The sequence below is a fragment of the Streptomyces sp. NPDC093065 genome (genome assembly GCF_044754585.1).
GTDB lineage: Bacteria > Actinomycetota > Actinomycetes > Streptomycetales > Streptomycetaceae > Streptomyces.
Genome location: NZ_JBIVPJ010000003.1, coordinates 436,156 through 462,738, shown reverse-complemented (window position 1 = coordinate 462,738; position 26,583 = coordinate 436,156). Strand labels below are relative to the sequence as shown.

At 73.2% G+C, this 26,583-nt stretch carries 24 protein-coding genes; 15 read left to right on the top strand and 9 right to left on the bottom strand.

Annotated features, from left to right (window positions below; translation table 11 throughout):
* A complete protein-coding gene (locus tag ACIQFU_RS07985; RefSeq protein WP_402549888.1) occupies positions 1 to 1,212 on the top strand; it encodes a MalY/PatB family protein in 1,212 nt (403 codons plus the stop codon).
* 183 nt (positions 1,213 to 1,395) lie between these two features.
* On the opposite strand, the gene ACIQFU_RS07980 is transcribed toward ACIQFU_RS07985, so the two are convergent.
* The 4 genes from ACIQFU_RS07980 to ACIQFU_RS07965 all read right to left on the bottom strand — a co-directional run bounded on the left by ACIQFU_RS07980 (position 1,396) and on the right by ACIQFU_RS07965 (position 4,828).
* Positions 1,396 to 2,412 (bottom strand): DUF2891 domain-containing protein, encoded by a 1,017-nt coding sequence (locus ACIQFU_RS07980; RefSeq protein WP_402549885.1) that lies wholly within the window; start codon positions 2,410 to 2,412, stop codon positions 1,396 to 1,398.
* Complete coding sequence (gene pcp, locus ACIQFU_RS07975; protein WP_402549883.1) at positions 2,412 to 3,062, bottom strand: pyroglutamyl-peptidase I; 651 nt, start codon at positions 3,060 to 3,062, stop codon at positions 2,412 to 2,414. The genes ACIQFU_RS07980 and pcp overlap by 1 nt, the downstream gene beginning before the upstream one ends.
* A 75-nt stretch (positions 3,063 to 3,137) precedes the next feature.
* Positions 3,138 to 4,112 (bottom strand): DUF979 domain-containing protein, encoded by a 975-nt coding sequence (locus ACIQFU_RS07970; RefSeq protein ID WP_402549881.1) that lies wholly within the window; start codon positions 4,110 to 4,112, stop codon positions 3,138 to 3,140.
* Complete coding sequence (locus ACIQFU_RS07965; protein ID WP_402549879.1) at positions 4,109 to 4,828, bottom strand: DUF969 domain-containing protein; 720 nt, start codon at positions 4,826 to 4,828, stop codon at positions 4,109 to 4,111. Before ACIQFU_RS07965 ends, ACIQFU_RS07970 begins: the two co-directional genes overlap by 4 nt.
* Before the next feature lie 211 nt (positions 4,829 to 5,039).
* On the opposite strand from ACIQFU_RS07965, the gene ACIQFU_RS07960 reads away from it, so the two are divergent.
* The 3 genes from ACIQFU_RS07960 to ACIQFU_RS07950 are packed head-to-tail and all read left to right on the top strand — an operon-like array spanning position 5,040 to position 7,365.
* Positions 5,040 to 5,792 (top strand): LamB/YcsF family protein, encoded by a 753-nt coding sequence (locus ACIQFU_RS07960; protein ID WP_402549877.1) that lies wholly within the window; start codon positions 5,040 to 5,042, stop codon positions 5,790 to 5,792.
* Positions 5,789 to 6,511 (top strand): allophanate hydrolase subunit 1, encoded by a 723-nt coding sequence (locus ACIQFU_RS07955; RefSeq protein ID WP_402549875.1) that lies wholly within the window; start codon positions 5,789 to 5,791, stop codon positions 6,509 to 6,511. Before ACIQFU_RS07960 ends, ACIQFU_RS07955 begins: the two co-directional genes overlap by 4 nt.
* Positions 6,508 to 7,365 carry a biotin-dependent carboxyltransferase family protein gene (locus ACIQFU_RS07950; protein ID WP_402549873.1) on the top strand — a complete coding sequence of 286 codons (858 nt, stop codon included), beginning with the start codon at positions 6,508 to 6,510 and terminating at the stop codon, positions 7,363 to 7,365. The genes ACIQFU_RS07955 and ACIQFU_RS07950 overlap by 4 nt, the downstream gene beginning before the upstream one ends.
* Here ACIQFU_RS07950 and ACIQFU_RS07945 read toward each other — a convergent pair.
* On the bottom strand, positions 7,352 to 7,747 hold the full coding sequence (locus ACIQFU_RS07945) for a DUF2809 domain-containing protein (RefSeq protein ID WP_402549871.1): 396 nt from the start codon (positions 7,745 to 7,747) through the stop codon (positions 7,352 to 7,354). The genes ACIQFU_RS07950 and ACIQFU_RS07945 overlap by 14 nt on opposite strands.
* A 144-nt stretch (positions 7,748 to 7,891) precedes the next feature.
* Here ACIQFU_RS07945 and ACIQFU_RS07940 point away from each other — a divergent pair, with 144 nt between their 5' ends.
* The gene (locus ACIQFU_RS07940) at positions 7,892 to 8,947 is read left to right on the top strand and encodes a winged helix-turn-helix domain-containing protein (protein ID WP_402549869.1); all 1,056 of its coding nucleotides are present in this window, start codon (positions 7,892 to 7,894) and stop codon (positions 8,945 to 8,947) included.
* Here ACIQFU_RS07940 and ACIQFU_RS07935 read toward each other — a convergent pair.
* Positions 8,884 to 10,176, bottom strand: coding sequence for a hypothetical protein (locus tag ACIQFU_RS07935; protein WP_402549867.1), 1,293 nt, complete (start codon positions 10,174 to 10,176; stop codon positions 8,884 to 8,886). The genes ACIQFU_RS07940 and ACIQFU_RS07935 overlap by 64 nt on opposite strands.
* Positions 10,170 to 11,546 (bottom strand): N-acetylmuramoyl-L-alanine amidase, encoded by a 1,377-nt coding sequence (locus ACIQFU_RS07930; protein ID WP_402549865.1) that lies wholly within the window; start codon positions 11,544 to 11,546, stop codon positions 10,170 to 10,172. Before ACIQFU_RS07930 ends, ACIQFU_RS07935 begins: the two co-directional genes overlap by 7 nt.
* Before the next feature lie 345 nt (positions 11,547 to 11,891).
* On the opposite strand from ACIQFU_RS07930, the gene ACIQFU_RS07925 reads away from it, so the two are divergent.
* The 3 genes from ACIQFU_RS07925 (at position 11,892) to rhaS (ending at position 14,993) form a co-directional block, all read left to right on the top strand.
* Positions 11,892 to 12,338, top strand: coding sequence for a MarR family winged helix-turn-helix transcriptional regulator (locus tag ACIQFU_RS07925; RefSeq protein ID WP_402549863.1), 447 nt, complete (start codon positions 11,892 to 11,894; stop codon positions 12,336 to 12,338).
* The gene (locus tag ACIQFU_RS07920) at positions 12,331 to 13,749 is read left to right on the top strand and encodes an MFS transporter (RefSeq protein ID WP_402549861.1); all 1,419 of its coding nucleotides are present in this window, start codon (positions 12,331 to 12,333) and stop codon (positions 13,747 to 13,749) included. The genes ACIQFU_RS07925 and ACIQFU_RS07920 overlap by 8 nt, the downstream gene beginning before the upstream one ends.
* A gap of 164 nt (positions 13,750 to 13,913) precedes the next feature.
* Positions 13,914 to 14,993, top strand: a complete 1,080-nt coding sequence (gene rhaS / locus ACIQFU_RS07915; protein WP_402549859.1) for a rhamnose ABC transporter substrate-binding protein — start codon at positions 13,914 to 13,916, stop codon at positions 14,991 to 14,993.
* 36 nt (positions 14,994 to 15,029) lie between these two features.
* Here rhaS and ACIQFU_RS07910 read toward each other — a convergent pair whose 3' ends face one another.
* Entirely contained in the window at positions 15,030 to 16,016 is a 987-nt protein-coding gene (locus ACIQFU_RS07910; protein WP_402549857.1) for an MASE1 domain-containing protein, read from the bottom strand.
* Between the two features lie 50 nt (positions 16,017 to 16,066).
* A complete protein-coding gene (locus tag ACIQFU_RS07905; protein WP_402549855.1) occupies positions 16,067 to 16,897 on the bottom strand; it encodes a PP2C family protein-serine/threonine phosphatase in 831 nt (276 codons plus the stop codon).
* Between the two features lie 158 nt (positions 16,898 to 17,055).
* On the opposite strand from ACIQFU_RS07905, the gene ACIQFU_RS07900 reads away from it, so the two are divergent.
* The 7 genes from ACIQFU_RS07900 (at position 17,056) to ACIQFU_RS07870 (ending at position 26,579) form a co-directional block, all read left to right on the top strand.
* Positions 17,056 to 17,955: an NAD-dependent protein deacetylase gene (locus ACIQFU_RS07900; protein WP_402549853.1), complete on the top strand. Its 900-nt coding sequence runs from the start codon at positions 17,056 to 17,058 to the stop codon at positions 17,953 to 17,955.
* Positions 17,956 to 18,098: 143 nt separating this feature from the next.
* Entirely contained in the window at positions 18,099 to 19,388 is a 1,290-nt protein-coding gene (locus ACIQFU_RS07895) for an ABC transporter substrate-binding protein (protein WP_402549851.1), read from the top strand.
* Between the two features lie 82 nt (positions 19,389 to 19,470).
* On the top strand, positions 19,471 to 20,412 hold the full coding sequence (locus ACIQFU_RS07890; protein ID WP_402549848.1) for a carbohydrate ABC transporter permease: 942 nt from the start codon (positions 19,471 to 19,473) through the stop codon (positions 20,410 to 20,412).
* 14 nt (positions 20,413 to 20,426) lie between these two features.
* Complete coding sequence (locus ACIQFU_RS07885; RefSeq protein ID WP_402549846.1) at positions 20,427 to 21,254, top strand: carbohydrate ABC transporter permease; 828 nt, start codon at positions 20,427 to 20,429, stop codon at positions 21,252 to 21,254.
* Complete coding sequence (locus ACIQFU_RS07880) at positions 21,251 to 22,294, top strand: LacI family DNA-binding transcriptional regulator (protein ID WP_402549844.1); 1,044 nt, start codon at positions 21,251 to 21,253, stop codon at positions 22,292 to 22,294. Before ACIQFU_RS07885 ends, ACIQFU_RS07880 begins: the two co-directional genes overlap by 4 nt.
* Positions 22,295 to 22,359: 65 nt before the next feature.
* A complete protein-coding gene (locus ACIQFU_RS07875; RefSeq protein ID WP_402549842.1) occupies positions 22,360 to 24,294 on the top strand; it encodes a cellulase family glycosylhydrolase in 1,935 nt (644 codons plus the stop codon).
* Complete coding sequence (locus ACIQFU_RS07870) at positions 24,291 to 26,579, top strand: glycoside hydrolase family 3 N-terminal domain-containing protein (protein ID WP_402549840.1); 2,289 nt, start codon at positions 24,291 to 24,293, stop codon at positions 26,577 to 26,579. Before ACIQFU_RS07875 ends, ACIQFU_RS07870 begins: the two co-directional genes overlap by 4 nt.
* The last annotated feature ends 4 nt before the right edge of the window (positions 26,580 to 26,583 follow it).

Genomic DNA, 26,583 nt, shown 5'->3' with positions numbered 1-26,583 from the left:
ATGGCCCCGCACCCGTCCCACGGCGCTCCGGCCCATGCGCCCGCTCCCGCGCCGTACGACTTCGACACGCCGGTGGACCGGCGCGGCACCTGGTGCACGCAGTGGGACTACGTCCAGGACCGTTTCGGCGTGCCGGACCTGCTGCCGTTCACGATCTCCGACATGGACTTCGAGACCGCCCCCGAGGTACTGGCGGCGCTGCGCGGCCGTCTGGACCACGGGGTGCTCGGCTACTCGCGCTGGCGCCAGGACGACTTCCTCTCCGCGATCGTCCACTGGTACGCGTCGCGGCACGGCACGGACGTGGATCCCGAGTCGGTCGTCTACGCACCGTCCGTCGTCTACCAGATCTCGCGGCTGCTGCGTCTGTGGTCGCGACCGGGCGACGGGGTCGTGACCCACACCCCGATGTACGACGCGTTCCCCAAGACCGTGTCGGCGAGCGGCCGGCGGCTCCTGGAGTGCCCCCTGGACGACTGGGCCGAGCTGGAACGCCTCCTGGCGCTGCCCGACACGGCCGTGCTGCTGCTGTGTTCGCCGCACAATCCGACGGGCCGGGTGTGGTCGGCCGGTGAGCTGGACCGGATGGCCCGGCTGTGCGCACGGCACGGCGTCGCGGTCGTCGCCGACGAGATCCACTCCGACCTGGCACACGCCCCGCACGTCCACCGCCCCTGGGTCCGGCACGGCGGTGACGGCCGCTGGGCCGTGGTCACTTCGGCGTCCAAGTCCTTCAACATCCCGGCACTGACGGGCGGTTACGGCATCATCGGCGACCCTGCCTCGCGCGACGCCTACCTGCGCGAGCTCAAGGAGGCGGACGGACTCTCCTCTCCCGCGGTGCTGTCACTGGTCGGCCACATCGCGGCCTACCGAGAGGGCGCGCCCTGGCTGGACGCGCTGCGGACGTATCTCTCGGGCAACCTGGCGATGGTCGCCGACCGTCTTTGCGAGGCGTTCCCGCGTCTCGACTGGCGGCCCCCGCAGGCGGGTTACCTGGCGTGGATCGATCTGCGTCCGCTGGGCGTCGACGACGATGAGCTGCAGCGCGAGCTGGTGGAGGTGGAGAGGGTGGCGGTCATGCCCGGGGCGGCCTACGGCTCACCCGGGCGGGTACGGCTCAACGTCGGCTGTCCCCGCTCGAAGGCCGAGGCGGGCGTCGAAGCCCTGGTGCGGGCGCTGCGGCGTCTGGAGCGCCCGGACCGGCCGTGAGCGTCGCAGTTGAGTAATGAACGCCGCTTTCATGTGGCGTCGTGGTCCAACGGGCGGCTCCGCCGCTCCCCTGGCGCGCGGAGCCGCCCGGCTCCCTGCCGGAAGGACCCCTCCCCCGGCCGTTCCCAAAGGGACGATGTCGGTGGACGGAGTGAGCTGCGGGTCCCCCGGCGACTCGGAGCGTCAGCGGCGCGGTGCCACCGGGTCGAGCGCCAGTGCGGCGAAGGTCGCCAGCCAGTGGTCGGTGGTGAAGTCACCGCGTTCCACCGCCGGCATGCCCGCCGTGAGATGTGCCCCGGCCGCCGCGTCCAGGCGGGCGCGGGCCGGGCCCTGGGGCAGGGCGTCGGCGAGCGAACGCAGGGCGGCCGCCCTGCTGAGGGTCAGGCCGAGCAGATGGCCGATCTGCGGGTCCGCGTGGTCGGAGACCACCGGCACCTCCAGCAGCGCGCAGGGTGCACCGGTCGCGAGTCCGGGCAGGAAGCGGTCGAGCCACGCCGCGAGCCCCTCGGGCGCGAGGACCCTGCGCATCGCGTCGGCCTCGGTGAGCGCCGGGGACAGGAAGTCCTGCCCCGACGGTTCCCAGTGCGCGGGCGCGTCGTGGTCGTCGGCGAACCAGCTCAGCAGGCGTTCCCGTACGGCCCGGTCGGTCCCGGCCGACAGCTCGCCCGAGTCGAGGGCGAGCCCCAGCGCGAAGGCACTGTTGGGGTGGTTGCCGTGGCGTACGGGATAGGTGGCCTTGGGCAGCCAGTCGGCCAGCAGTGCGTCGACGGCGTCCACGGCCGGCTTCAGTGCCTCCGCCCAGCGCCCGCCCTGCGCTCCCCCGTGTGCCCGGCACTCGGCGGCGAGCGCGAGCAGCCACGCCCAGCCGTAGGGGCGCTCGAAGGAGGGGCGCTCGCGCAGGTAGGCCGCCTCGGCGGCGAGGTGGCCCGGGGTGAGGTGCCGGTCGAGCGCGGCGACGGCCGCCCCGGTGTCCGGCAGTGCGGGGGTGCCGCCGTGGCGGCGGAGCAGTCGGACGAGCAGCCAGTGCATGTGCACCGAGGAGTGCCAGTCGTAGGCGCCGTAGAAGGCGGGGTGCAGCGAGCGGGGTGCCACGTGCTCGTCGGCCGAGGTGATCAGGTGGGCGGGGAAGTTGGGGTACTCGCGGGTGATGTTCGCCAGGGCGAGCTGGGCGAAGGTGGCCGCGTGGGCGCTGAGCGGCATCAGTGGGTGGCTCCTTCGGTGACCTTCAGGTCCTGCTCGGCGGGGGTGCGGGCGGCGGTGGCCAGCAGGGCGCGCAGGCCGTGGGCGACGGTGGCGGGCGGGAGGGCGGGAGCGGTGCCGTCGGGCACCTGTTCCGGCGCCCAGGGCACGTGCGCGAACCCGCCGCGTATGTGCGGGAACTCGGTGGCGACGAGATGGCCGAGGCCGTACGCCACGTGGTTGCAGACGAACGTGCCGGCCGTGTTGGAGACCGCGGCCGGGACTCCGGCCTCGCGCATCGCGGCGACGCACGCCTTGACGGGGAGGGTGGAGAAGTAGGCGGCGGGGCCGTCCGGGACCACCGGTTCGTCGATGGGCTGCCCGCCGGCGTTGTCGGGGATGCGGGCGTCGTCGACGTTGATGCAGACGCGCTCGACGGTGACGCCCGGGCGTCCGCCCGCCTGGCCCAGGCAGAGCACCAGGTCGGGGGCCTCGGTCCGGATCGCGTCGCGCAGGGCGGTGAGGGACTCGCCGAAGACGCAGGGCAGCTCGGCGGCGGTGACGGTGAGGCCGGCGGGCGGTTCGGCGGCCACCAGTGACGCCGCCTGCCAGGACGGGTTCACGCGCTCGCCGCCGAAGGGGGCGAAGCCGGTGATGAGGACACGGGTCATGGACGTTCCTTGCCTTGCGGGTCGGGTCGTACGGGTGCCGCTGCGGGCGGGACCGGCGCGCGGCGGGCGGGACGGTCAGAAGGCGAAGAGCGCCATGATGACCGTGCAGCAGCCGAGCAGCGCGACGCCCGTCGGCAGCTGTGCCTTGATCGGCCCGTACTGGTCCTTCAGTTCGAGCAGGGTGGCCGGGACGATGTTGAAGTTGGCGGCCATCGGCGTGCACAGGGTGCCGGCGAAGCCGGCCAGCATGCCGATCGCGAGGACGGCGGGCTCGTTGCCGTGCATCTGCTGGATGAGCACCGGCCAGCCGATCGCCGCCGTCATCACGGGGAAGGCGGCGAAGGCGTTGCCCATGATGACGGTGAACAGGAACATGCCCACGCAGTAGGCGACGACGGCGAAGTACTTCGAGTCGTCGGGGAGGACCTTGTTCATGATGTCGCCGACCTGGTCGCCGACCCCGGCGGCGGCGAAGATCGAGCCGAGCACGGCCAGCAGCTGGGGCAGCAGCAGGGCGGAGCCCATCGCCTCCAGCATGGAGCGGCCGGAGTGGATCGGGACGGAGAGCTTCTTCTCGCCGGTCACGAGCATGCCGACGACGAGTGCGGCGATGCAGCCGAGGCCGAGCCCGAGGAGGGTGGCCTTGCCCGACTCGAAGAGCCCGGACTCGTCCAGCACGGAGGCGCAGACGATCGCGACGAGCGGGATGGTGAGCGCCGGGATGAAGATCTTGTTGCCGAGCCGGCTCGCGGCGGCCTCGCGCTGTTCGCCGGTGGTGGTGACCGGGACGCCCTTGCCGAGGAAGTTGAAGCCGGCGAGCACGATCAGGGCGAGGACGGCGACGCCGAGCGGCTGGGCGGGCAGGGTCCAGCCGCCGTTGCCCGCGGTGGCGTTGGCGACGCCGGTGCCGTAGGGGAAGGTGAGTCCGAGCAGGCCCCAGAACGCGGCGGACGTCCACCGCTTGGGGTTGCTGCGGTCCGTGGCCATCTGCACGGCCATGACCACGAAGACGAGGCCTATCAGCCAGTACAGCCATTCGACCTTGATCACTTGTCGGCCCCCTCGGGAAGCGGCAGATCGTGCTCGGCGGCGGCCTGCGCCATCTCGCGCTCCAGTTGCTTGTCCATGAGCAGCAGCCGGGCACCGTGGATGAGGAAGGCGCAGACGGCGAGCGGGATGGCCCACAGGGCGAGCTGGGTCGGCTCGATGTCCTGGTGGTACGTCGAGTTGACGAAGCCGGTGATCAGCAGGATGGAGCCGATCGCGATGAAGCAGTCCTCGCCGAAGAAGACGCCCACGGTGTCGGCCGAGGCCGAGTAGGAGCGCACCTTCTCGCGCAGCCTGTCCGGCAGCTTGGCCCCGGTGGAGCGTTCGGCGGCGGCCTCGGCCATGGGTGCCACCAGGGGCCGCACGGTCTGTGCCGGGCCGCCGATGCTGTTGAGACCGAAGGCCGCGGTGACCTGCCGGACCAGCAGGTAGACGGTGAGGAACCGGCCGGCGCTGAGCTTGCCCAGACGGCCGATGAGGTTGCGGGCCTGCTCGCGCAGGCCGTAGCGCTCGAGCAGCCCGATCACCGGGAGCACGATGGCGTAGACGGTGACCGAGCGGCTGTCGGCGAAGGACCGGCCGAAGGCCGCGAGGACCTCCAGCGGGTCCATCTTGCCGAGCAGTCCGGTGACGATACCGGCGACGCCCACCACGAGGACGGGGTTGCGGCGCGTGACGAATCCGAGGATCACCACGACCACACCGAGGAGAACGATCATTCGGTGGCCTTCTTCAGGCATGAGGGGGCGGGGCACGTGTCCGGAGCTTCGGAACGTGACTCATCGGTCCCGGGGACCATAGCTCCGGATACGTGGCAGATGCACGGACACTAGCGATCGTTCAACGATCTAACAAGAGGTGAATCCTCATCCCCCAGGGGCAATCCTCGGCCTCTTGTCGGATCGTTCAACAATCGTCTACTTTCAGGGTGTGATCGACCTCAACGCAGATCTCGGCGAGGGCTTCGGCCGCTGGACCCTCACCGACGACGACGCCCTGCTCTCCGTCGTCACCAGCGCCAACGTCGCCTGCGGCTTCCACGCGGGCGACCCCTCGGTGATGCGCCGCGTCTGCGGCCTCGCCGCGGAGCGCGGGGTGCGGATCGGGGCACAGGTGTCCTACCGCGACCTGGCGGGCTTCGGACGGCGCGCGATGGACGTCCCCGCCGAGGAACTGGCGGCCGAGGTGGCGTACCAGATCGGCGCGCTCCGGGTCTTCGCCGAGGCCGCCGGGGCCGTCGTCGCCTACGTCAAGCCGCACGGCGCGCTCTACAACCGCACCGTCCACGACGACGAGCAGGCCCACGCCGTCGTGGCCGGGGTACGGCTGGCGGGCGGCGCGCTGCCCGTGCTCGGCCTTCCCGGTTCGCGGCTGCTCACGGCCGCCGCGGACGCGGGGCTGACCGGCGTCCCGGAGGCCTTCGCGGACCGCGCCTACACCGCGCGGGGCACCCTGGTCCCCCGCCGCGAGCCGGACTCGGTGGTGACGGACGAGGACGCGGTGGTGCGCCGGGCGGTGGCGTTCGCCGTGGAGGGTTCCGTCGAGGCCGTGGACGGCGCGGCCGTCGCGGTCGCCGCCCGCTCGCTGTGCGTGCACGGCGACACCCCGAACGCCGCCCGGATCGCGGCCCGGGTGCGTGCGGCGCTGGAGACGGCCGGGGTCGGCATCGGGGCGTTCGCGTGACCGGCGGAGGATCCCTCAGTGCGCGTCCCGCCGGCCGCCACGCCCTCCTCGTCGAGTTGCCCGACGCCGAGCACACCGCGGCCTTCCACGCCGAGGTGCTGCGCCGGCGTGCCGCCGGGACGCTGCCGCCGGTCACGGAGGTGGTACCGGGGGCGCGGACCGTCCTGCTGGACGGGGTGGCGGACCCCCGGGAACTGGCCCGCCGGGTCGCCGGCTGGCAGGTGCCGCCGGTCGCGGACGGCACGGGCGACGCGGTGGAGATCCCCGTGCGCTACGACGGGCCGGACCTGGCCGACGTGGCGGCCCTGTGGGGGGTCGCACCCGACGAGGTCGGCGCACGTCACAGCGCGCACACCTACCGGGTCGCGTTCTGCGGCTTCGCACCGGGCTTCGGCTACCTCACCGGGCTGCCGCCCCGGCTGCACGTCCCCCGCCGGTCCACGCCGAGGACCCGCGTGCCGGCCGGCGCGGTCGCCCTGGCCGGTCCCTACAGCGCGGTCTACCCCCGCGCCACCCCGGGCGGCTGGCAGCTGATCGGCACCATGCCGGACCCGCACCCGCTGTGGGACCCGGCCAGGGAGCGGGCGGCGCTGCTCACACCGGGCACGCGTGTGCGGTTCGTCACGGCGGACGGCGCGAGGACGGGCAGCACGGGAAGGGCGGACACCGGGACCGACCGCACCGCGGCGGCCGGTGCGGGCCAGGAGGCCGGGGCATGACGGCCAAGCTGACGACGGTGCGCTCCGGCGCTCTGACGACGGTGCAGGACGCGGGCCGGCCCGGCCACGCCCACCTGGGCGTCCCCCGCTCCGGCGCGCTGGACGCGCCCGTGATGCGGCTCGCCAACCGCCTCCTCGGCAACGCCCCGGGCGCCGCCGTCCTGGAGACGACCCTGACCGGCTGCGCCCTGCGGCCCGACCGGGACGTCACCGTCGTGGTCGGCGGAGCGCCCTGCCCGGTGACGGTCGACGCCGTGCCGGCCGCCTGGGGCGCCCCGGTCCGGGTGCCGGCGGGCTCGGTCCTGGACGTGGGGGCGGTGACCGCGGGCGTCCGCTCGTACGTGGCCGTCGCGGGAGGCATCGCCGCCGAACCCGTCCTGGGCAGCCGCTCGACGGACCTGCTGTCGGGGCTGGGCCCGGACCCCCTGCGGGACGGGGACGTCGTGGCGGTGGGCGCTCCCCCGCGGCCGGTGCCGCTGCCCGTCGCCGCCCCCTGGCCCGGGCCGCCGGCCGAGCTGGTCCTGCCGGTGCGCCTCGGCCCCCGCCCCGACTGGTTCTCCCCGGCCGCGCTGCGCACGCTCACCTCGGCCGCCTACCGCGTCTCCCCCCACAGCAACCGCATCGGCCTGCGCACCGAGGGGCCGCCGCTGCAGCGCCGGTCGGCGGGTGAACTGCCCAGCGAGGGCATGGTCCTGGGCGCCGTGCAGGTCCCGCCGGACGGACGCCCGGTGATCTTCCTGCACGACCACCCGACGACGGGGGGCTACCCGGTCGTGGCGGTCGTCCCGGAGCCGGCGCTCGCCGCGGCTGCCCAGGCCGCGGTCGGAGCACCGCTGCGCTTCACCCTCGCCTGACGGCCAGCCGGCCGGCCACCGCGCCCACCGCGTACCAGAACAGGTCCGGCGCGTTGAAGGTGGAGCCGAGCACCAGACGGGCCGCCGTGCTCTGCCGGGCGAGGTACGCCGGCCCGTCGGTGAGCTGAAACTCCACTCCCCAGCTCACCGCGAGGGCCACCCCGGCGGCCTTCGCCGGTGCCGTGCGCGGCGCCACCACCAGGACGAGCGCGAACAGCAGCAGGGTGTACAGCGCGTCTCCGCCGTACTTGGCCACCTCCCCCGCCGCCACGGCCCTGAGCGCCAGTCCGGCACCCACGGTCAACGCCGCGGCCACCGCGGCCGCGAGGCGTGTCCGCGCCGGATCGTCCCGCACGGCGAAGCGCGTTGAGGAGGAGGTCATGCGCCCATTGTGGGGTCGGTTCCGCCGCCGGTTCGCCACGGCCTGTGGCGGACGCGCGTAGACCTCGGGCACCATCGTCTGGCACCGCACGACTGACGGTCGGCTTCCCCGGCAAGCCGCCGGGACGCGAGTGGAGTGGAGTCAGTGCTTCAAGTCGAGTTCGACCAGGGCGCGTTGGCCCGGCTGCGGGTGGCGCGCGGCGCCGACGCGCTCTGGGAGACCGTGCTGAGCCTCCAGCTGCTCCAGAACGGCCAGGAGCCCCTGCTCTACGACCCCTGGCGGCGCGAGGTGCGCCGGGCCCTCCACCGGGCCGGACTGGCCGACGACGTCAGGGCGTTGATGTCGCTGTGCCCGGCCGAGGGGTACTTCCCGGACTTCCTCACGCCCGGTCTCGGCGACCTCGCTCTGGAGGACGCCGTCGACCGGGTGCAGTCGACGCCCCGGCGCCGGCTCGTCGCCGAACTGGCCCGGCTGGGCACCCAGTCGCCCCGGCCGGTGCCGCACAGCGTGCGGTGGGTCGCCACCGGGGAGCCGACGGCGCTGCGCTGGCTCGGGGGCACGCTGCGGCGCTACCACGCCCTCGCGGTGGCACCGTACCTGTCCGTGATCCGCGCCCGGGCCGGCCAGGACCGTGCCCGGCGGGCAGAGGCGGCGCTGGCCGGCGGGGCGGAGGCGCTGCTGGCCAGCTACGCGGAACTGCCGGGCTGGCGGCGGCCCGACGGCGGGCGGCTCGCCACCCCCTACCCCGAGCCCAGGCTGCTGCGGCTGGGCGGGCGTCCGCTGACGCTGGTGCCCGCCTTCTTCTGCGTACGCGCTCCGCTGGCCCTGGTGGACGAGTCGCTGCCGCACGTACTGGTGCATCCGCTGTGCCCGGAGCCGGGCTGGCTCCCCCGGTTGCGGGCCGGCGCGGACCGGCCGTCCGTCGCACAGCTGATCGGCACCTCCCGGGCCTGGGTGCTGGAGTCGCTGGAGGCGCCGATGACGACGACCGCCCTGGCCGCCGCGCTGCGCCTGGCGCCCTCCACGGCGAGCCGGCACGCCGCCGTGCTGCGCGAGGCGGGGCTGGTGAGCACCCGGCGCGAGGGAAACCGGGTGCTGCACCGCCGCACGGCGCTGGGGTCCGCCCTCCTGGAGGCTCAGCAGGTGGGCACGTCCGGGAGCCAGGCGTCGGCCACGTCGATGAAGATGTTGGACACGTAACCGCCGTAGTCGGGCAGGTAGGACCAGGCGTCGTTGCTGTAGCCGTCGTAGTTCACGAGCTGGCCGTGGACCTGGCACCGCACGCGCACGGTCGTGGGCCCGGGCAGGCTCGCCACCCGGGTGGAGTCGGTCGTCGCCTGCCGGCGCACGCTCACGTCGGTCCCCCAGGTCGGGAACGACGTGGTGTCGCCGCCGCCCTCGGTCCACAGGTAGGTGACGGTCACCCAGCCGTTGTCGTTCAGACCGACGTTGTAGAAGGTGCCGTCGGCCAGGTCGATGCCCGCCGGGTTGGCGACCTGGCGGCCGAACTCGTCGCGCCCGCCGTTGTAGCCGTCCTCGTAGGCGGCCTGCGCCTCGGGCAGGCCCTGGGGCAGGTCCTTCCACTGCTCCCGCTGCGCCGAGGGGTTCCAGTGGTCGTCGTGCGTGTTCCAGGGGCCGACGTCCCACACCGGCGCCGTCTCGCAGCGGGCGGGGCCGCAGACCTGTACCGAGTACTGGCCGCTGCCGTTGGGAGACAGGGCCCTGCGGGAGGGGAGCGCGACGAAGTGGTCGTTCGCCTGGATGACGTGCCCGTTGGCGGTGGTGTACCCGACGAGGCCCTCGCGGGTGGCGTAGACGCGGGCGGAGAAGGCGGAGGCCCGGGTCGTCGGTGCGGGCTCGGCGGGAGCGGTGCCTGTGTCGTCCGCCGTCAGGGTCAGCGCCCGTACGGCCGCGGTGGGTTCGCCCTTGGCGTTCCATAGGGTGAGCCGGGCCTGCACGTCGACGACGTCGCGGGGCAGTTCGGCCGGGGCGGCGGCCGCCGCCCGCCGCCACTCGGTCCAGGTTCCGTCGGCCGCGCGTCCGCGCACGTCGACCTCGACGCTCGCCGCGTCGGGCACCGTCGCGTCGAGGTCCACGGAGACCCGGTTCACGGGACGGTCCACGTGGCGCGTCTCCAGTACGGCGGAGGCGTAGCCGCGGTCCCGCCCCAGGGAGGCGGGGCTGACCGAGCCGTCGCGCACCCGCAGGGCACCGGAGCCGTACCGGACGTTGACGTCGTCGGCGCCGGTCCGGGACAGGTCCGCGCGCCAGGACACCGGGGCGGGCGGGGTGTCGGCGGCCGGGGCGGGCGCGGCGGCGAGGGTCGTACCGGCGAGGGCGAGCAGACACGCGGTGCCGCTCAGGGCGCGCATGGTGCGAGGTCTGCGGCGCGGGGCGGAGCCGCGGCGCCGGAGGGAAGGGGTCAGCATGTGGGCACTCCTGGGAGCCAGGCGTCGTCGACGTCGATGAAGATGTTGGAGACGTAACCGCCGTGGTCGGGCAGGTACGACCAGGCGTCGTTGCTGTAGCCGTCGTACTCGACGAGGCCGCCGTGGACCTGGCAGGCCACGCGGACGGACGTCGGTCCGGGCAGACTCGCCACCCGTGCGGAGTCGGTCGTCGGCTGCTGACGGATGCTCACGTCCGAGCCCCAGGTGGGGAAGGGGGTCCCGGTGGCACCGTCGCCGTCGCCCTGGACCAGGCTCATGTAGTAGGCCCAGTCCCAGTGGGGGCCGGGGTCGGTGTGGTCGTTGCCGGGGACCTCGCTGTGTCCGACGATGTGCGCGCGGTCCTTGGGGATGCCGTACTTGTCGGTGAGGTAGCGGGTCAGCGCCGCCGACGAGCGGTACATGGCGTCGGTGAACCAGGCGGGGTCGTCGACGTAGCCCTCGTGCTCCACCCCGACGGAGTAGGGGTTGGCCGAGCGGGCGTGCCAGGCGGTGTCGCCCTCGCGGACGGCCTGGGTGATCTGCCCGTCGGAGGACCGCACCACGTAGTGGGCGCTGACCTGGGCGGACGGATTCTGGAACCAGCTGATGGCACCCGCGTACGAGCCCTGGGTGACGTGGACGACCACCGTGGTGACGGCGGAGCTGCGACCGGCGGCGTAGTTGCCGGAGTAGGCCGGGTTCCAGAGCGCCGAAGGGTATTCGGCGGCCGCGGCGAGTCCCACCCCGGTGTCCACCCCGGCGTACGGGCCGCGTTCGGGCCGCACCGTGCGCGGGGCGACGCCGACCTGTTCGCCGCCGTCGACGCGGGTCCGTACGCCCTCGCCGAGGAACTCGTAGACCGCGTCGGCGTACAGGCGGGCAGCCGCCCGGCCGCCGGGGGCGCCGTAGCGGGCGACGACGGGGTACCAGGCCCCGAGCCGGTCGCGGTCGGCGGCGTCCAGACCTGCCTCGTCGGCCAGGGCGCGCAGTACGGCGGCGGCGCCGTCGATGTTGGCGCCGGTGTCCCGCCCCAGGTCGGCGGGGCTCGCGCCGGTGAGTCGGGCGGCCCGTTCCAGGGTGTGCCGTTCGGGGTTGCTGACCAGGTGCATCATGCCGTAGCCGTTGTCCTGGCTGGGCAGTCCGGCGTGGTCGTCGAGGCGGGTCTCGCCGTAGCCGACGGCGACCAGGAGGTCCCGGGGGACGTCGTGGGCGTCGGCGGCGCGGGCGAACGCCGCGTTGACGGAGGCGCCGGGCGGGGTGGCCGGTGCGGCGGCGGCCGGGGACGGCTGGCCGGTCAGGGCCAGGGCGGCCGCGACGGCCGCGGCGCACAGCGCGGTGCGCGCGCGTCCGGCGGGGAGTCCGGAGGACATGTGGGTGCTCCGCTCTCTCCGGTGCCCGTGGGGGGTGTGGGGTGGCGACCGCACGGGCACCGGAGAGCGCGGCCGGCCGGATGCGTGGAGCGAACCCGCCCGTGAGGCACGGGAGTTGTCCGCACACCGGTCGTCGCATGATGAAGCGCCCAACTTGTCGTGAGCAAGTCATTGCAGTCTGAGCGAAAGTCCTCGCGGCCACGGGTGCGGCCCACATGCGCGACCCATATGCGCGGCCCATATGCGCGGCCGACGGCCGGCACCGCCGCGTACGGCCGACAGGCGGCGCCTCGGCATGTACAGCCAAGGCTGTACAGCTCACCCTGTGGATATTAGCCTGGAGCCATGAGCCAGAACGAGAGCCAGTCGCCGTCGGCCGTCCAGGCGTCGCGCGACGTCCGGGCGGTCATCAGCCGGCTGCGCCGGCGCATCCTGAAGGCGTCCGAGGTCGAGGACCTCACCCTGAGCCAGTCCTCGGTGCTGGCCCGGCTGTCCGACAAGGGGGGCGTCACGGCCAGCGAACTCGCCGCCACCGAAGGGGTCCGGCACCAGTCCATGACGGCGACGGTCGCCGCGCTCGCCTCCATGGGGCTGGTGCAGCGGCATCCCGACCCGGACGACGGGCGCCGCCTGCTGATCACACTGACCGCGGAGGGCGTGCGCCGCGTGGAGGAGGGCCGGCAGGCCCGGACCGAATGGCTCGCCGAACGGCTGCAGGCCAGGTGCACGGAGGAGGAGCGCCGCGCGGTGATCGCGGCCATGGCCGTACTGGAGCGACTGACCAGTGACTGACGCGAGGACGGGCCCGGCGGTCGGCGCGCAAAAGCCCGGTTTCGACCGCGGGCTGCTGCCGCCCATGCTGCTCGGTTCGGTGCTCAACCCGATCAACTCGACGATCATCGCGGTCGCCCTCGTACCGATCGGCCGAGCCCTGGGTGCGCCCGCCTCGCAGACCGCCTGGCTCGTCTCCGCCCTCTACCTCGCCACGTCGCTCGGGCAGCCGGTCGTCGGCCGGCTCATCGACGTCTTCGGGCCGCGCCGGCTCTTCCTCCTCGGTACCGGCCTCGTCGGCGTCGCCGGCGTCGTCGGCGCCCTCGCGCCCAACCTGGGCGTCCTGATCGGCGCGCGGGTCCTGCTCGGCTTCGGCACCTGCGCCGGCTATCCGGCGGCGATGGCACTGGTGCGCAGCGAGGCGGAGCGCACCGGACGGGACAGCCCCGGCGGGGTGCTGACCGCCCTTGCGGTCGCCAACCAGACCATCGCCGTCGTCGGCCCGCTGCTGGGCGGTCTGCTGATCGCGGTCGGCGGCTGGCGCGCCACCTTCGCACTGAACGTACCCCTGGCCGTCGCGGCCGTACTGCTGGGACTGCTGAGACTGCCCAAGGCGGACCCGGCGGACGGGGCGGGGCGCCACGGGAGCCTGGCCGCCCGGCTCGACCTGCCCGGCATGGGGCTGTTCGCCGCGACGCTCGTCTCGCTGCTGCTCTTCCTGATGAACCTGCACCTGCGCGACTGGTACCTGCTCGCGCTCGCCGCCACCGCAGGAGCCGCGTTCGCGCTGCGGGAGCTGCGGGCCGCCACCCCTTTCATCGACCTGCGCGTGCTCGGCGGCAACACGCCGCTGCTGGCCACCTACGGGCGGGCGCTCGTCGCCTACGTCGTCGCGTACTCCTTCCTCTACGGCTTCACCCAGTGGACCGAGGAGGGCTTCGGACTGACGCCCTTCCACGCCGGACTGGCGCAGATACCCATGTTCCTGCTGGCGATCGGAGTCTCGATCGTGTCGGGGCGCAGCACGGGCGTACGGGGGAAGCTGCTGCTCGGCGCGGCCGGGCAGATCGTCGCCTGCCTGGTGATCCTCACCCTCGGCGGGGACAGCCCGCTGTGGACGCTGCTCCTGGTCGCGCTGATCTTCGGCATCCCGCAGGGGCTGAACAACCTGGCCCTGCAGAACTCCGTGTACTTCCAGGCCGATCCGGAGCGCACCGCCTCCTCCGCCGGACTGCTGCGCACGTTCTCCTACATCGGCTCGATGGTCGCCTCCTCCGCGACCGCCGCCTCCTTCGGGGAACGCGCCGACACCGCCGGCCTGCACCGGCTCGCCTGGGTCATGCTCGCCGCCGGCGTGCTGTATCTGCTGCTCACCCTCTTCGACCGCACGCTCGGCCGGGCGACGGGGACCGGCACACGGGCATCGGCCTGAGCAACCCCCCGAGGGGCAGGCCCGAGGGACCGCGGGCCCAAGAACTGCTTCCCCCAAGTGCATTGACCACAACGGCGTTTCTGCCTAACGTCCCGGTCAAGCTTCATTGAATCCTTTCAGTGCCCCGGCCCCCACGCCCGGGCGGCCCCACGCGAAAGAAGCACATGCACAAATCCCCCTCACGCCGTGCCTCCGTACTCGTCGCCGCCGTGTCTTCCCTCGGTCTCCTCACCGCCGCGTGCGGCGACGGCGACGGTCCGGCGGACGCCGGCACCGCGACGAACGCCAAGAACGCCGAGGCCTCCCCCAACGCCCCCACCAGGACGGGGCTGACGGTCGGCTTCCTTCCCAAACAGGTCAACACGCCGTACTTCTCGGTCGCCGACCGGGGCGGGGAGCGTGCCGTCAAGTCACTGGGCTCGTCCTTCAAGGAGGTGGGCACGGAGCAGGGCGCCGACGCCTCCGGGCAGGTGACCCACATCAACGACCTGACGGGGCGGAAGGTCGACGCGATCGCCGTGTCGGCGCTGGACCCCGACGCGCTGTGCGATTCCCTGAAGCGGGCCATGGACGAGGGCGTCAAGGTCGTCACCTACGACTCCGACACGAAACCCGAGTGCCGCTATGCCTTCGTCTCTCCCGCGAGCGCCGAGGACATCGCGGTACGGCAACTGGAACTGCTCGGTGAGCAGACCGGCTACAAGGGTGACATAGCGATCCTGTCCGCCGCCCGGACGGCGACGAACCAGAACGCCTGGATCAGCAGCATCAAGAAGGAGCTGGAGGATGCGCGGTACAAGGACATGCGGCTGGTCGACGTGGTCTACGGAGACGACGAGGCCGAGAAGTCGTACCAGAAGGCCGAGGAGCTGCTCCGGGAACACGGGAACCTGAAGGGGATCATCTCCCCCACCACCAACGGGATCAAGGCGGCCGCGAAGTACCTCTCCCAGTCGTCGTACAAGGGCAAGGTGAAGCTCACCGGGCTCGGCGCGCCCAACGACATGCGTCCCTACATCGAGGACGGCACGGTGGAGGCGTTCCTGCTCTGGGACCCGGCCAAGCTCGGTGAGCTGGCCGGTCACGCCGCGGTGGCCCTCGCCTCCGGGCAGATCACCGGCCGGGAGGGGCAGATGTTCCTGGCCGGGGACATGGGCTGGTTCAAACTCGGCGCGAACGGCGTCATCACCCTCGGCGACCCGACGGTCTTCGACGCCGGGAACATCGACGACTACGACTTCTGACGCCCGCCCCCGGCGGCGGTGCTCCCGCCGCCGGGCTCACCGGACGCCTCCCGCGGGCGGTCCCGGACCGGAGCCTCCGGCGTTCAGGTGCTGCAGCGCCTCGACCAGTTCGTGACAGGCCCGTTCCACCGACCGTCTGGTGTTGAGCTGCTCGCTGATCACCGCGGAGAGCAGGAGCGCGGTCAGTCCCAGCGTCCCGTTGAATGCCTGGAGCTTCATCATCGTCTCGATCTCGGTCAGCCTTCCGAAGGACCCGGCCCCCTCCCGGGCCACGACGGTGGCCATGACCGAGGCGAAGAGGGCGCAGGGGATGCCGCCCGCCAGCTGGAAGCGCAGCGCCGACCAGATCAGGATCGGATACGTCAGGAACATCACGCTGACCGAGCTGTACATGATCATCGGCACCAGGACGCACACCACGACGGTGAGCCCGACGGCCTCGGTCCAGCGCACGGACGGGGGCGGCAGGCGAGCGCGGTAGAGCAGGAGCAGCAGCGGGGTGACGAGAACGACCCCCATGGCGTCACCGACCCACCAGGCCAGCCAGACGATCCCGAGATGGTCGGTGGGCAGCTTGTCCGACAGCACGAGCATGCCGACGCCCGTCCAGGAGCTGATCAGCATGGCGGTCAGCGCCCCCAGGAAGACGAGCGCCAGCCCGTCCCTCAGGCGGCTCAGGCTCACCCGGAAGCCCACGGCGCGCAGCATCAGCCAGGCGCAGACGGGGGCGGCGGTGTTGCCGGCCACGATGCCGACGGTCTCGGGCCCGGGAGAGCCGAGGGAGAGGATGACCAGCAGCGCGCCGAGGGCGATGCCCGGCACGCACCACGGCCCGAACAGGAGCAGGCAGGCGACCGCGAGGCCGGTGGGCGGCCAGATGGGCGTGACGACCGACCCGTCGGCGGTCAGCTGCTGGGACAGCCCGAGCCGCCCCGCCGCGTAGTAGCAGCCGGCGACCAGCAGCGTCGCACCGACGAGGACGACCGGTCGCGGCCATGCACGGATACCCACCACAGCAGCCATCAGATACCGGCGCCGCCGGGTCGGCGAGGCGGGAGGCACGCCGTCCCGCCCTACGGCGTAACGGAACGCCCGTCATGGCCGACGACGAGGACGGCCGCGTCGTCCTCGTGTCCGATCAGCTCGGCGTTCTTGAGCACGGCGGCGGCCAGCGCGTGTGCCTCCATGCCGACGGCGGCGGCGAGGCTCGCCAGCCGCACCACCCTCTCCAGGCCCTCGTCGACGCTCAGGGACGGCCCCTCCACCACGCCGTCCGTGACCAGGACGAACACCCCGCCCGTACCCAACCGGTACCGGGTCACGGGATAGTCGCTGCCCTCCATGACGCCCAGGGGCGGTCCGCCCTCGTCCCGGCAGACCTCCGCCCTGCCGTCCGCGGTGGCCCGGACACACGGGATGTGGCCGGCCCGGGCGCTCTCCAGCAGGCCGGTCGCCGGGTCGTACCGCATGAAGGTGCAGGTGGCGAACAGGTCCTTGTTGAGGGACAGGACCAGTTCGTTCGTGCAGGCGAGAAGGTCGCCGGGCTCGCCGGTCACGGAGGCGAGCGCCCGCAGGCCGACTCGCACCTGGCCCATGAAGGCGGCCGCGTCGATGGCGTGGCCCTGCACGTCTCCGACCGAGAGGCCGATGCGGCCGTCGGGGAGGGTGAAGGCGTCGTACCAGTCGCCGCCCACGTTGAGTCCGGCGTACGCGGGCGAGTAGCACGCGGCCAGGTGGATGCCGGGGACGGCGGGCAGGTCCGCGGGAAGCATGTCGCGCTGCAGGGCGATCGCCAGCTCCACCTGCGAGCGCCGCAGCTCGGCCAGCTCCCTGGCCTGTGTGGTCAGCGAGGCCAGCCGGTCGAGCAGCTCTTCGCCGTCAGGTGCGGGACGCTTGCGGAACATCGGCCACTCCCCGCCAGGACGCCTCTCCCGGCCGAGGCCTCTCGGCCCCCTGGACAGTGCAAGTCTGTCACCCGGGACGGAAAAGGTCATGCGGAGCCGTCCCCGGGCTCCGCGCCCCGCCGGGCCCGGGACGGCGCCGCGTTCCGTACCCTTGCCGCATGCGCATGCGCCCCACTCTGACCTGGACCCCGGGAGCCGACCTGCCGCCGGGCACCACGGACCTGGAGCCGGTCGCCGACGCGCTGCGCGCCGGCGGGGTGCTGGTGCTCAGCGGGGCGGGCATCTCCACGGAGTCGGGCATCCCCGACTACCGGGGCGAGGGCGGGAGCCTGAGCCGGCACACGCCGATGACCTACCAGGACTTCACCGGCTCCCCCGAGGCCCGCCGCCGGTACTGGGCGCGCAGTCACCTCGGCTGGCGCACCTTCGGCCGCGCCCGGCCCAACGCGGGGCACCGGTCGGTCGCGGTGTTCGCGCGGCACGGTCTGCTCACCGGCGTGATCACCCAGAACGTCGACGGTCTGCACCAGGCCGCGGGCAGCGCCGGTGTCGTGGAGCTGCACGGCAGCCTGGACCGGGTCGTCTGCCTGTCGTGCGGTGTCTTCAGCCCGCGCCGCGAACTCGCCCGGCGGCTGGAGGAGGCCAACGCGGGCTTCGCGCCGGTGGCCGCCGGCATCAATCCGGACGGCGACGCCGACCTCACCGACGAGCAGGTCGGGGACTTCCGGGTACTGCCCTGCGCGGTCTGCGGCGGCGTCCTCAAACCGGATGTGGTGTTCTTCGGCGAGAACGTGCCGCCCGGTCGCGTCGAGCACTGCCGGGAGCTGGTGCGCGAGGCGTCCTCGCTGCTCGTCCTCGGTTCCTCGCTGACGGTGATGTCGGGGCTCCGTTTCGTCCGCCAGGCGGCCGAGGCGGGCAAGCCGGTACTGATCGTCAACCGGGACGCCACCCGGGGGGACCGGCTGGCCGTCACCCGGATCGCGCTGCCGCTGGGACCGGCCCTCACAGGGGTGGCGGAGCGGCTGGGGCTGGCGGTCGAGGACGCGGCGACGGCCTGACCAGGCGGCCCGCGTCCCGCGCCCGGTCCGGAATCTTCCCGCGCCACCCCCTTGACCGTGGTCTCCGCACTCCATATGGTCCTCGCACCTCACGAGGTACATCGATTAACCAATCGTTAACCGCTTGGTTGGAGACCACCCCTGTGCGCTCATCGCTGACACGGCGCGAACTGCTCGCCGCCGGTTCCGGTCTGGCCGCGGCCGCTGCCCTGCCCGCTCTGTCCGGCTGCTCGTCGCTGGCGTCGGCGGACTCCGACCCGGACACCCTCGTCGTCCACACCCAGCTCGGCACCACGGCGCCCGGCTCCCCCACCTACCTCGCGGCCGTGGACCGCTTCCGCGAGGAGAACCCGGGGTTGAAGGTCAAGAACCTGGTCAACGGCGACGACCTCGCGCAGGTCTACGAGACCTCACGGCTGGCCCGCAAGGAGGCGGACGTCGTGATGGTCAACCTGTACGACAAGACGCTGGCCTGGACGGACGTCGGCGCGACCGTCGACGTCAAGCCCTACCTCGACGACTGGGGGCTGAGCGGCCGCGTCCTGCCCGCCGCGCTGGCCGACTGGACCGACGACGAGGGCCGGATCCGGGCCTTTCCCTACTTCGCCACGAACTGGCCCGTCGCCTACAACCGCGCCCTGCTGGACCGGGCCGGGGTGGGCGAGATCCCCACCACCGGGGACCAGCTGATCGCGGCGGCCCGCAGGCTGCGCGCCAAGGGCATCGCCCCGGTGACGGTGGGCGGCAACGACTGGACCGGCCAGAAGCTGCTGGCGCAGATCATCCAGACGTTCCTGTCCCAGGAGGAGGCCCGGCACGTCTACTCCACGGGTGACTTCTCCGGTCGCGGCGCGCGCCGGGGCATCGAGTACTTCACGCACCTGCGCGACTCCGGTGTCTTCGCGGACAAGGCCCAGGGCCTCACGTCCGACTCGATGACCACCCAGTTCAACACCGAGGAGGCGGCCGTCCAGTCGGCGATGTCCTCCGCCCTGGCCAAGGTGCCCGAGAAGGTGGCCCGGCACACGGAGGTCGGCGGCTGGCCGACGGCGGACGGGGCGGCACACGACGGTCCCACCGTCATCCGCGCCTACACCCTCATCGGTTTCTGGATCAGCCCCAACGGCGTCCGCAAGATCGAGCACGTCGAGAAGTTCCTGCGGTTCATGTACCGCGAGGACGTCGTCGCGCGGTTCGTGACGGAGAGCGGCCGGGACATGGCCCTGCGCACGGACGCCGTCAGCACCGACTTCCCGCTGGTCGGGGCGGCCCAGCGGCTCGGCTCCGAGGTGAGCCAGGTGCTCCTGCCCGACGTGTACGTGCCGCCCGCCGCCGCGCAGCCACTGATCACCGCGACCAGCACGTCGTTCACCCGGGGCACCAGCCCGGCCCGGGTGCGCGCCGCCCTCGAGTCCGCGTACCGGTCCGCATGAGCCGCCCGGGCACCCCCGGCCGCGCCGCCCGGGTCACGTTCGCACTCCTCCCCCGTTCCACCCGCTCTCCGGGAGTCACCGCATGACGACGCTCACGACGACGCCGGACGGGAGCGCGGCTCCGAGGTCCGCCCCGCCCGCCTCCCTCGCACCGGCCGGGCGCCGGCCCCGGCAGGGCGGCACCGTCCTCGCGGTGCCCGCGCTGGTGTGGTACCTGGTCTTCATGGTCGGGCCGCTGCTCGCGATCTTCGTGATCGCGGCCCTGCACTGGCCCGGCATGCTCCAGCCGGTGTCCTTCGCCGGCCTGGACAACGCCCGGGTGGTCCTTGACGACCCGGTGTTCTGGGACGCGGTCCGCAACACCGCCGTACAGCTGGCCGTCGCCCTCCCGGTGATGATCGTCTGCGCGTTCATGCTGGGGTACTACGTGGCCCAGCGGCCGCCGGGGCACCGGGTCGTCCGGTACCTGCTCTTCATTCCGGGGCTGATCTCGACGCCCGCGAAGGCGATGGTCTTCTACGCGGCCCTCTCGCCGGACGGCCTGCTCAACGGAGGGCTGGAGAGCATCGGTCTCGGCTCCCTCGCCGACGCCTGGCTGGCCTCGCCCTCGACGGCCCTGGCGTGTCTGATCGCCCTGGACATCTGGGCCGGCATCGGCTTCACCGCCGTACTGTTCGCCGCGCGGCTGGGCAGTGTGCCGGACGAGCTCGGGGAGGCCGCCCAGCTGGACGGGGCGGGGCACTGGCGGACGATGTGGTCGGTCCACTTCCCCGTCGTCCGCGACTACGTGGGCGTGGTGACGATGCTCCAGTTCCTGTGGACGCTGTTCGGCTCCGCGCAGCACGTGCTGCTGCTCACGCAGGGCGGTCCGGGGACGTCGTCCACCACGCTGTCGTTCCTCGTCTACCAGAAGGCGTTCATCGCCGCCGACCTCGGCTACAGCCAGACCGTCGGCGTGCTCCTCTTCCTCGCCGGACTCGTCGGGCTGCTGACGATCCGCCGCGTCTTCCGCCAGAACTACTGATCGGAGCAGCACTCATGAAGCTCGGCAAGCGCTGGCTCCCGGCCCACATCCTGGTGTGGACGTACGCGGTGCTGCTCGTCGTTCCGCTGTACTACTTTTTGGCCTCGGCGTTCAAGTCGAACGACGAGATCTTCGCGCACCCCTTCGCCCCGCCGTCCTCGCTGGGGTTCGGCAACTTCCGCACGGCCTTCGAGAGCGCCGACCTCGGGCTCGCGGTCGTCAACTCGGCGCTGGTGACCCTGTTCTCGCTGGCGCTCACGCTGCTGCTGGCGATCCCGGCCGCGTTCGCGCTGGCGCGTTCGACGGGGCGGCTGGCGGGCGTGGTCGAGAAGGTCTTCTCGCTGGGCTTCCTGATCCCGACGTTCGCGGCGCTCTTCCCCACCTTCCTCCTCGCGGCGGCCACCGGACTGTTCCACACCCGGATCTTCATGGTGCTGTTCCTGCCGGCCACCGCGCTGCCGCTGTCGGTGGTGATCCTGGTGCAGTTCATGCGCACCATCCCGCCGGAGATGGAGGAGGCCGCCCGGCTGGACGGGGCGTCCACCTTCGCGGTGCTGCGGCACGTCTACACACCGATGTGCCTGCCCGGCATCGCGACCGTGCTGCTGCTGAACTTCCTGACCTTCTGGAACGAGTACCTGTACTCGCTGGTCATCATCGGCCCCGACCCGGCGCAGCGCACGGTCCAGGTGGCGCTGCCCACCCTGAAGTCGATCACCGGCACGGACTACGGCGTGCTGACGGCGGGCACGGTGCTCACCCTGGTGCCGGTGTGGGTCGTCTACACCCTGCTCCAGAAGCGTATGCAGCAGGCCCTGGTCAGCGGGGCGGTGAAGATGTGAGCGTCTCCACCGAGCGGGCCGGACGCCGGCCCACCATCAAGGCGGTCGCGGCGGCGGCCGGGGTGTCGACGGCCGCCGTGTCCCAGGCCTTCAACAACAAGGGCCGGCTCTCCGAGGCGACCCGCCGCCGGATCCTCGACACCGCGCTGGAGCTTGGCTGGTCGCCCAGCGCCTCCGCCGCGGCGCTGCGCAACGCCCGTACCCGCAGCCTCGCCCTGGTGGTGCGGCGCCCCACGGACGTACTGGGTTCCGACCCCCACTTCAGTGAGCTGATCACCGGCATAGAGGGCGAGTTGGCGCCACGCGGCTACGGTCTGCTGCTGCACCTGGTCAGCGGTCACCGCGAGGAGAACGCGCTGTACGAGCGGCTCGCGGCCGAGGGCCGGGTGGACGGCGCCGTGCTGACCGACGCCCGCGACGACGACGCCCGGCCCGCGCTGCTCGCCCGTCTGGGGCTGCCGGCGGTGCTGCTCGGCTCGCCCGACGACACGGCCGTCGTCCCGCGCGTCGGGCTGCGCGACCAGGGCGCCGGGATCGCCGAGGCCGTCGCGCACCTGCTGGCCCTCGGCCACCGGCGCGTCGCCTACGTCAGCGGGCCGCCCGAGCTCCAGCACACCCGCGTGCGCAGGGCCGCCTTCGAGGGGGCCCTGCGCGAGGCGGGGCTGCGCCCGTTCGCGGTCCTGCCCACCGACTTCAGCGAGCGGCGCGCCGTCGGCGCCACCGAGGCGCTGCTCGACTCCGCCGACCGGCCCACCGCGATCGTGTACGCCAACGACTCGATGGCGGTCTGCGGCATCGGCACCGCGCAGCGCGCCGGACTGACCGTGCCCCGGGACGTGTCCGTCGTCGGCTACGACAACCTGCCGCTCGGCAGCTGGCTCCATCCCCGGCTGACCACGGTCGACCAACAGGTCCAGCGGGTGGGCGCGGCCGCCGCGCGCATGCTGCTCGCCCTGTGCGGCGAGGAGGTCGACGAGTCCGTCCTCGCCGAACGGCCGCGCCTGGTCGTACGCGAGTCCACGGGGTCCGCGCCCGGCTGACCCCCACCCGGCCGCGGCGGCCCGCGGCCACGCACCATCCGCACCCCCACCACCCGAGAAGGACCATGCGACGCCACAGCGCCCAGCTCACCCACCAGCCCGACGTCCTGCCCTGGCTCGGCGCCAACTTCTGGTCCCGCACCGGCGGTCCGCTGATGTGGCGCAACTACGACCCGAAGACCGTCCGCGACGAACTGCGCGTGCTCGCCGGCCACGGCCTCAACACCACCCGGTCCTTCTTCTACTGGCCGGACTTCCACCCCGAGCCCGGCCGGATCGACGACGAACTGTGCGAACGTTTCAAGGACTTCCTCGACGCCCACGTGGAGACGGGCATGGGGTCCATACCGACCTTCATCGTCGGCCACATGTCCGGCGAGAACTGGGACCCCGCCTGGCGCGGCAACCGCGACCTGTACGAAGACGTGTGGATGGTGGGCCGCCAGGCGTGGTTCGTCTCCCGGATGGCGCGCCGCTTCAAGGACCACCCGGCGGTGACGGGCTGGCTGATCACCAACGAGATGCCCGGGTACGGGAGGATCTACCAGGTCGACCCGCCGTCCTCGGACGTGGTGACCGCGTGGGCCCAGTCCATGTGCAACGCGGTGCGGGCGACGGGTGCGACGCAGCCGGTGTCCCTCGGCGACGGGGCCTGGGGCATCGAGGTGACCGGCCGCGACAACGGCTTCTCGCTGCGGGAGACGGCCGAGTACGTCGACTTCGTGGGCCCGCACGTGTACCGCTCGGACACCGACCGGCCGCGCCAGCACTACCGCGCCGCCTTCGAGTGCGAGCTGGCCTCGGTGACCGGACAGCCCGTCGTGCTGGAGGAGTTCGGGCTGTCCACGGACACCGTCTCGGCCGCCAACGCGGGTGTCTACTACCGGCAGACGCTGCACAACTCGCTGCTGGGCGGCGCCACCGGCTGGCTCGCCTGGAACAACACCGACTACGACGACCTGTGGGACCAGGCCCCCTACGACCACCACCCCTTCGAGATGCACTTCGGCATCACCGACTCCGCCGGGGCCCCCAAGGAGCCGCTGCGGGAACTGGCGGCCTTCGCCGAGGTGTTGAAGGCCGTGGACTTCCCGCGCTGCTCCCGCACGGACGCCGGCGCCGCCCTGGTCGTCCCCGCCTTCCTCGAACGGGGCTACCCCTACAGCCGTCCCGCCGACCGGCCGCTCATCTTCACGTCCCTGCACCAGGGTTACGTCACCGCACGGGCCGCCGACCTGCCGGTGGCCCTCACCCGCGAGGCCGACGGACTGCCGGGCGAGGCGTCGCTCTACCTGCTGCCGGCCACCCGCCAGCTCACCACCCGCACCCGCAGGGAACTGGCCCGCCGGGCAGCCGAGGGCGCCACCGTGTACCTGTCGTTCTGCTCGGGCGAGCATCCGGCCACCCGCGGCCCCTGGTTCGACGGCCTCGACGGTCTCTTCGGCGTCGAGCTGCAGTTGTCGTACGGCGTCGCCGAGCCGATCGAGGACGACGTGCTGGAGATGACGTTCACCGAGGACTTCGGCGACCTGCGGGCCGGCGAGGTACTGCGCTTCCCGGTCGCGGGGAACGAGGACAGCCGCGCCTACCTGCCCGTCGAACCGCGCGCGGGCCGGGTGGTGGCCGTGGACGCCCACGGCCGGCCCGCCCTGATCGTCAACGAGACGGGAGTGGGCCGGACGGTGCTGGCCACCTATCCGCTGGAGCACATGGCGGCCCGCACCGCACGCGTCAACCCCGATGTCACGCAGCGCCTGTACGCGGCGTTGGCGGGGGTGGCGGGCGTACGGCGACCCGTCACGGTCGCCGACCCGCACGTGTCGGCGGACGTCCTCGTCCATGCCGACGGCCGCCGTTTCGTGTGGCTGGTCAGCCAGAGTCCCGACCCGCTCGTGGTCCGTCCGGCCGCCGAGGGGAAGCTGCACGACCTGGCCGAGGGCGCCCCGGTGGAGGACGTGGCGCTCGACCCGTACGGCGTCGCGGTGCTGGAGCTGCGATGACCCTCCCGCGCTACCGCGATCCGGCCGCGCCGGTGCCGGACCGCGTCCGCGACCTGCTGGGCCGGATGACGCTCGCGGAGAAGGTCGGCCAGCTCAACCAGCGCATGTACGGCTGGGACGCCTACGAGCGCGCCGGGTCGGAGCACCGCCTCACGGACGCCTTCCGCGCGGAGGTCGCCGCATTCGACGGCATGGGCGCGCTGTACGGGCTGCAGCGGGCCGACGCCTGGTCCGGCGTCGGTTTCGCGGACGGCCTCGACGCGCGGGACGGGGCGCGGACGGCGGCGGCCGTGCAGCGGCACGTCATGGAGCACACCCGGCTGGGCATCCCCGTCCTGCTGGTGGAGGAGATGCCGCACGGCCACCAGGCGCTGGACGGCACGGTGCTCCCGGTGAACCTCGCGGTCGGCGCCACCTGGGACCCCGACCTGTACGCCGACGCGGTGGCCGGGGCGGCGGCGGAACTGCGGGCGCGCGGCGCGCACATCGCGCTGGTGTCGGCCCTCGACCTGGTGCGCGACCCGCGCTGGGGCCGCAGCGAGGAGTGCTTCGCGGAGGACCCGTACCTCGCCGCGCGGATGACCGAGGCGCTGGTCGAGGGTGCGGGGCGGGCGGGGGTGGCCGTGGTCCTCAAGCACTTCGCCGGGCAGGGCGCCACGGTCGGTGGCCGCAACAGCGCGGCGACGGAGCTGGGGGCCCGCGAACTGCACGAGGTGCACCTGGCGGCGGCCCGGGCCGGTGTCGCCGCGGGCGCTGCCGGGGTGATGGCCGCCTACAACGAGTTCGACGGCCTGCCGTGCGTCGCCAACCGGTACCTGCTGACCGACCTGCTGCGCGCGGAGTGGGGCTTCGAGGGCGTCGTCATGGCGGACGGCACGGCGGTGGACCGGCTCGTGCGGCTGACCGGCGATCCGGTGTCGGCCGGGGCACTGGCCCTGGACGCCGGGTGTGATCTGAGCTTGTGGGACGACTCCTTCGCCCGGCTGGGCGAGGCGCTGGAACGCGGCCTGGTGTCCGAGTCGGCGCTGGACGCCGCGGTGGCCCGGGTGCTCACGCTGAAGTTCCGCCTGGGCCTGTTCGAAGAGCCCGTCACCGCGGCCGGGCCGGGGTCCGACGGTCTCCCGGACCCCGCCAAGCTGGGGGAACGCATCGCCCGTGCCTCGGTGACGCTGCTCTCCCACGAGGGCGGGGTGCTCCCCCTGTCCCGTGCGATGCGCCGGATCGCGGTCCTCGGTCCGAACGCCGACTCCCTGGCACAGCAGATCGGCGACTACACGGCGCCGCAGCGGCCGGGCGGCGGCATCACCGTCCTGGAGGGCGTCCGCGCGGCGGTCGCGCCCGGTACCGAGGTGGTGCACGGCCGGGGGTGCGGTCTGGTGGGTGACGACGTGTCCCAGGTCCCGGCGGCCGTCGCGCTGGCGGCCTGCTCCGACGCGGCGGTGCTGGTGCTGGGCGGCTCCAGCGCCCGCTCCTCGGACACGGTCTTCGACGTGAACGGCGCGGCCGTCGCGGGGGCCGGAACACCGACCGGGACGACCTGCGGAGAGGGCGTCGACCTGGCGGACCTCGCACTGCCGCCCGCGCAACGGGCGCTGCTGGCCGCGGTGTCGGCGACCGGAACGCCGGTCGTGGTGGTGCTGGTCCAGGGCCGCCCCCATGCCCTGCCCGAGACGGACCCGCCCGCGGCGGCGGTGCTGAGCGCCTGGTATCCGGGGCCGCGCGGTGGGCGCGCGGTGGCCGAGGTGCTGTTCGGGGACGCCGAGCCGCGTGGCCGGCTGCCGGTCTCGGTGCCCCGGTCGGCCGCCCAACTGCCCGTCTTCTACAACGGGAAGGACCACCGCTACCGCGGGTACGTCGACCAGAGCGCCGGGCCGCGTCATGCCTTCGGGCACGGCCTGTCGTACACGAGCGTCGTGTACGGGGCGCCGCGCCTGTCGTGCTCCCGGGCCGGCGTGGACGCCCCGCGTCTGACCTGCCGGGTCACCGTGCGCAACACGGGGTCCCGACAGGCCGAGGAGACGGTCCAGCTCTATGTGCGCCGCCTGTCCGGGGGCACGTCCTGGCCGCGCGTGCGCGAACTGCGCGGTTTCGTCCGCCTGAGCATCGCGCCCGGCGCCGGGGCCGACGCGGTCTTCGAGGTGGGTGCCGACACGCTGGCGTCGGTGGGGCGCGACCTCCGGCTCGCCGTGGAGCCGGGGGTGGTCGAGCTGGAGACGGGTCCGGCGTCGGACCGGACCCGGGGTGTCCGCCTGGAGATCACCGACTCGGAATCGAACGCAACTTAGGCTA

Bases quoted from the DNA above. Each gene is read 5' to 3' on its own strand.
- ACIQFU_RS07945 (WP_402549871.1), bottom strand. From the start codon at position 7,747: ATGACCTCCTCCTCAACGCGCTTCGCCGTGCGGGACGATCCGGCGCGG.
- ACIQFU_RS07985 (WP_402549888.1), top strand. From the start codon at position 1: ATGGCCCCGCACCCGTCCCACGGCGCTCCGGCCCATGCGCCCGCTCCC.
- ACIQFU_RS07905 (WP_402549855.1), bottom strand. From the start codon at position 16,897: ATGTTCCGCAAGCGTCCCGCACCTGACGGCGAAGAGCTGCTCGACCGG.
- ACIQFU_RS07870 (WP_402549840.1), top strand. From the start codon at position 24,291: ATGACCCTCCCGCGCTACCGCGATCCGGCCGCGCCGGTGCCGGACCGC.
- ACIQFU_RS07980 (WP_402549885.1), bottom strand. From the start codon at position 2,412: ATGCCGCTCAGCGCCCACGCGGCCACCTTCGCCCAGCTCGCCCTGGCG.
- pcp (WP_402549883.1), bottom strand. From the start codon at position 3,062: ATGACCCGTGTCCTCATCACCGGCTTCGCCCCCTTCGGCGGCGAGCGC.
- ACIQFU_RS07935 (WP_402549867.1), bottom strand. From the start codon at position 10,176: ATGCTGACCCCTTCCCTCCGGCGCCGCGGCTCCGCCCCGCGCCGCAGA.
- rhaS (WP_402549859.1), top strand. From the start codon at position 13,914: ATGCACAAATCCCCCTCACGCCGTGCCTCCGTACTCGTCGCCGCCGTG.
- ACIQFU_RS07910 (WP_402549857.1), bottom strand. From the start codon at position 16,016: ATGGCTGCTGTGGTGGGTATCCGTGCATGGCCGCGACCGGTCGTCCTC.
- ACIQFU_RS07925 (WP_402549863.1), top strand. From the start codon at position 11,892: ATGAGCCAGAACGAGAGCCAGTCGCCGTCGGCCGTCCAGGCGTCGCGC.
- ACIQFU_RS07965 (WP_402549879.1), bottom strand. From the start codon at position 4,828: ATGATCGTTCTCCTCGGTGTGGTCGTGGTGATCCTCGGATTCGTCACG.
- ACIQFU_RS07890 (WP_402549848.1), top strand. From the start codon at position 19,471: ATGACGACGCTCACGACGACGCCGGACGGGAGCGCGGCTCCGAGGTCC.
- ACIQFU_RS07875 (WP_402549842.1), top strand. From the start codon at position 22,360: ATGCGACGCCACAGCGCCCAGCTCACCCACCAGCCCGACGTCCTGCCC.
- ACIQFU_RS07930 (WP_402549865.1), bottom strand. From the start codon at position 11,546: ATGTCCTCCGGACTCCCCGCCGGACGCGCGCGCACCGCGCTGTGCGCC.
- ACIQFU_RS07950 (WP_402549873.1), top strand. From the start codon at position 6,508: ATGACGGCCAAGCTGACGACGGTGCGCTCCGGCGCTCTGACGACGGTG.
- ACIQFU_RS07885 (WP_402549846.1), top strand. From the start codon at position 20,427: ATGAAGCTCGGCAAGCGCTGGCTCCCGGCCCACATCCTGGTGTGGACG.
- ACIQFU_RS07900 (WP_402549853.1), top strand. From the start codon at position 17,056: ATGCGCATGCGCCCCACTCTGACCTGGACCCCGGGAGCCGACCTGCCG.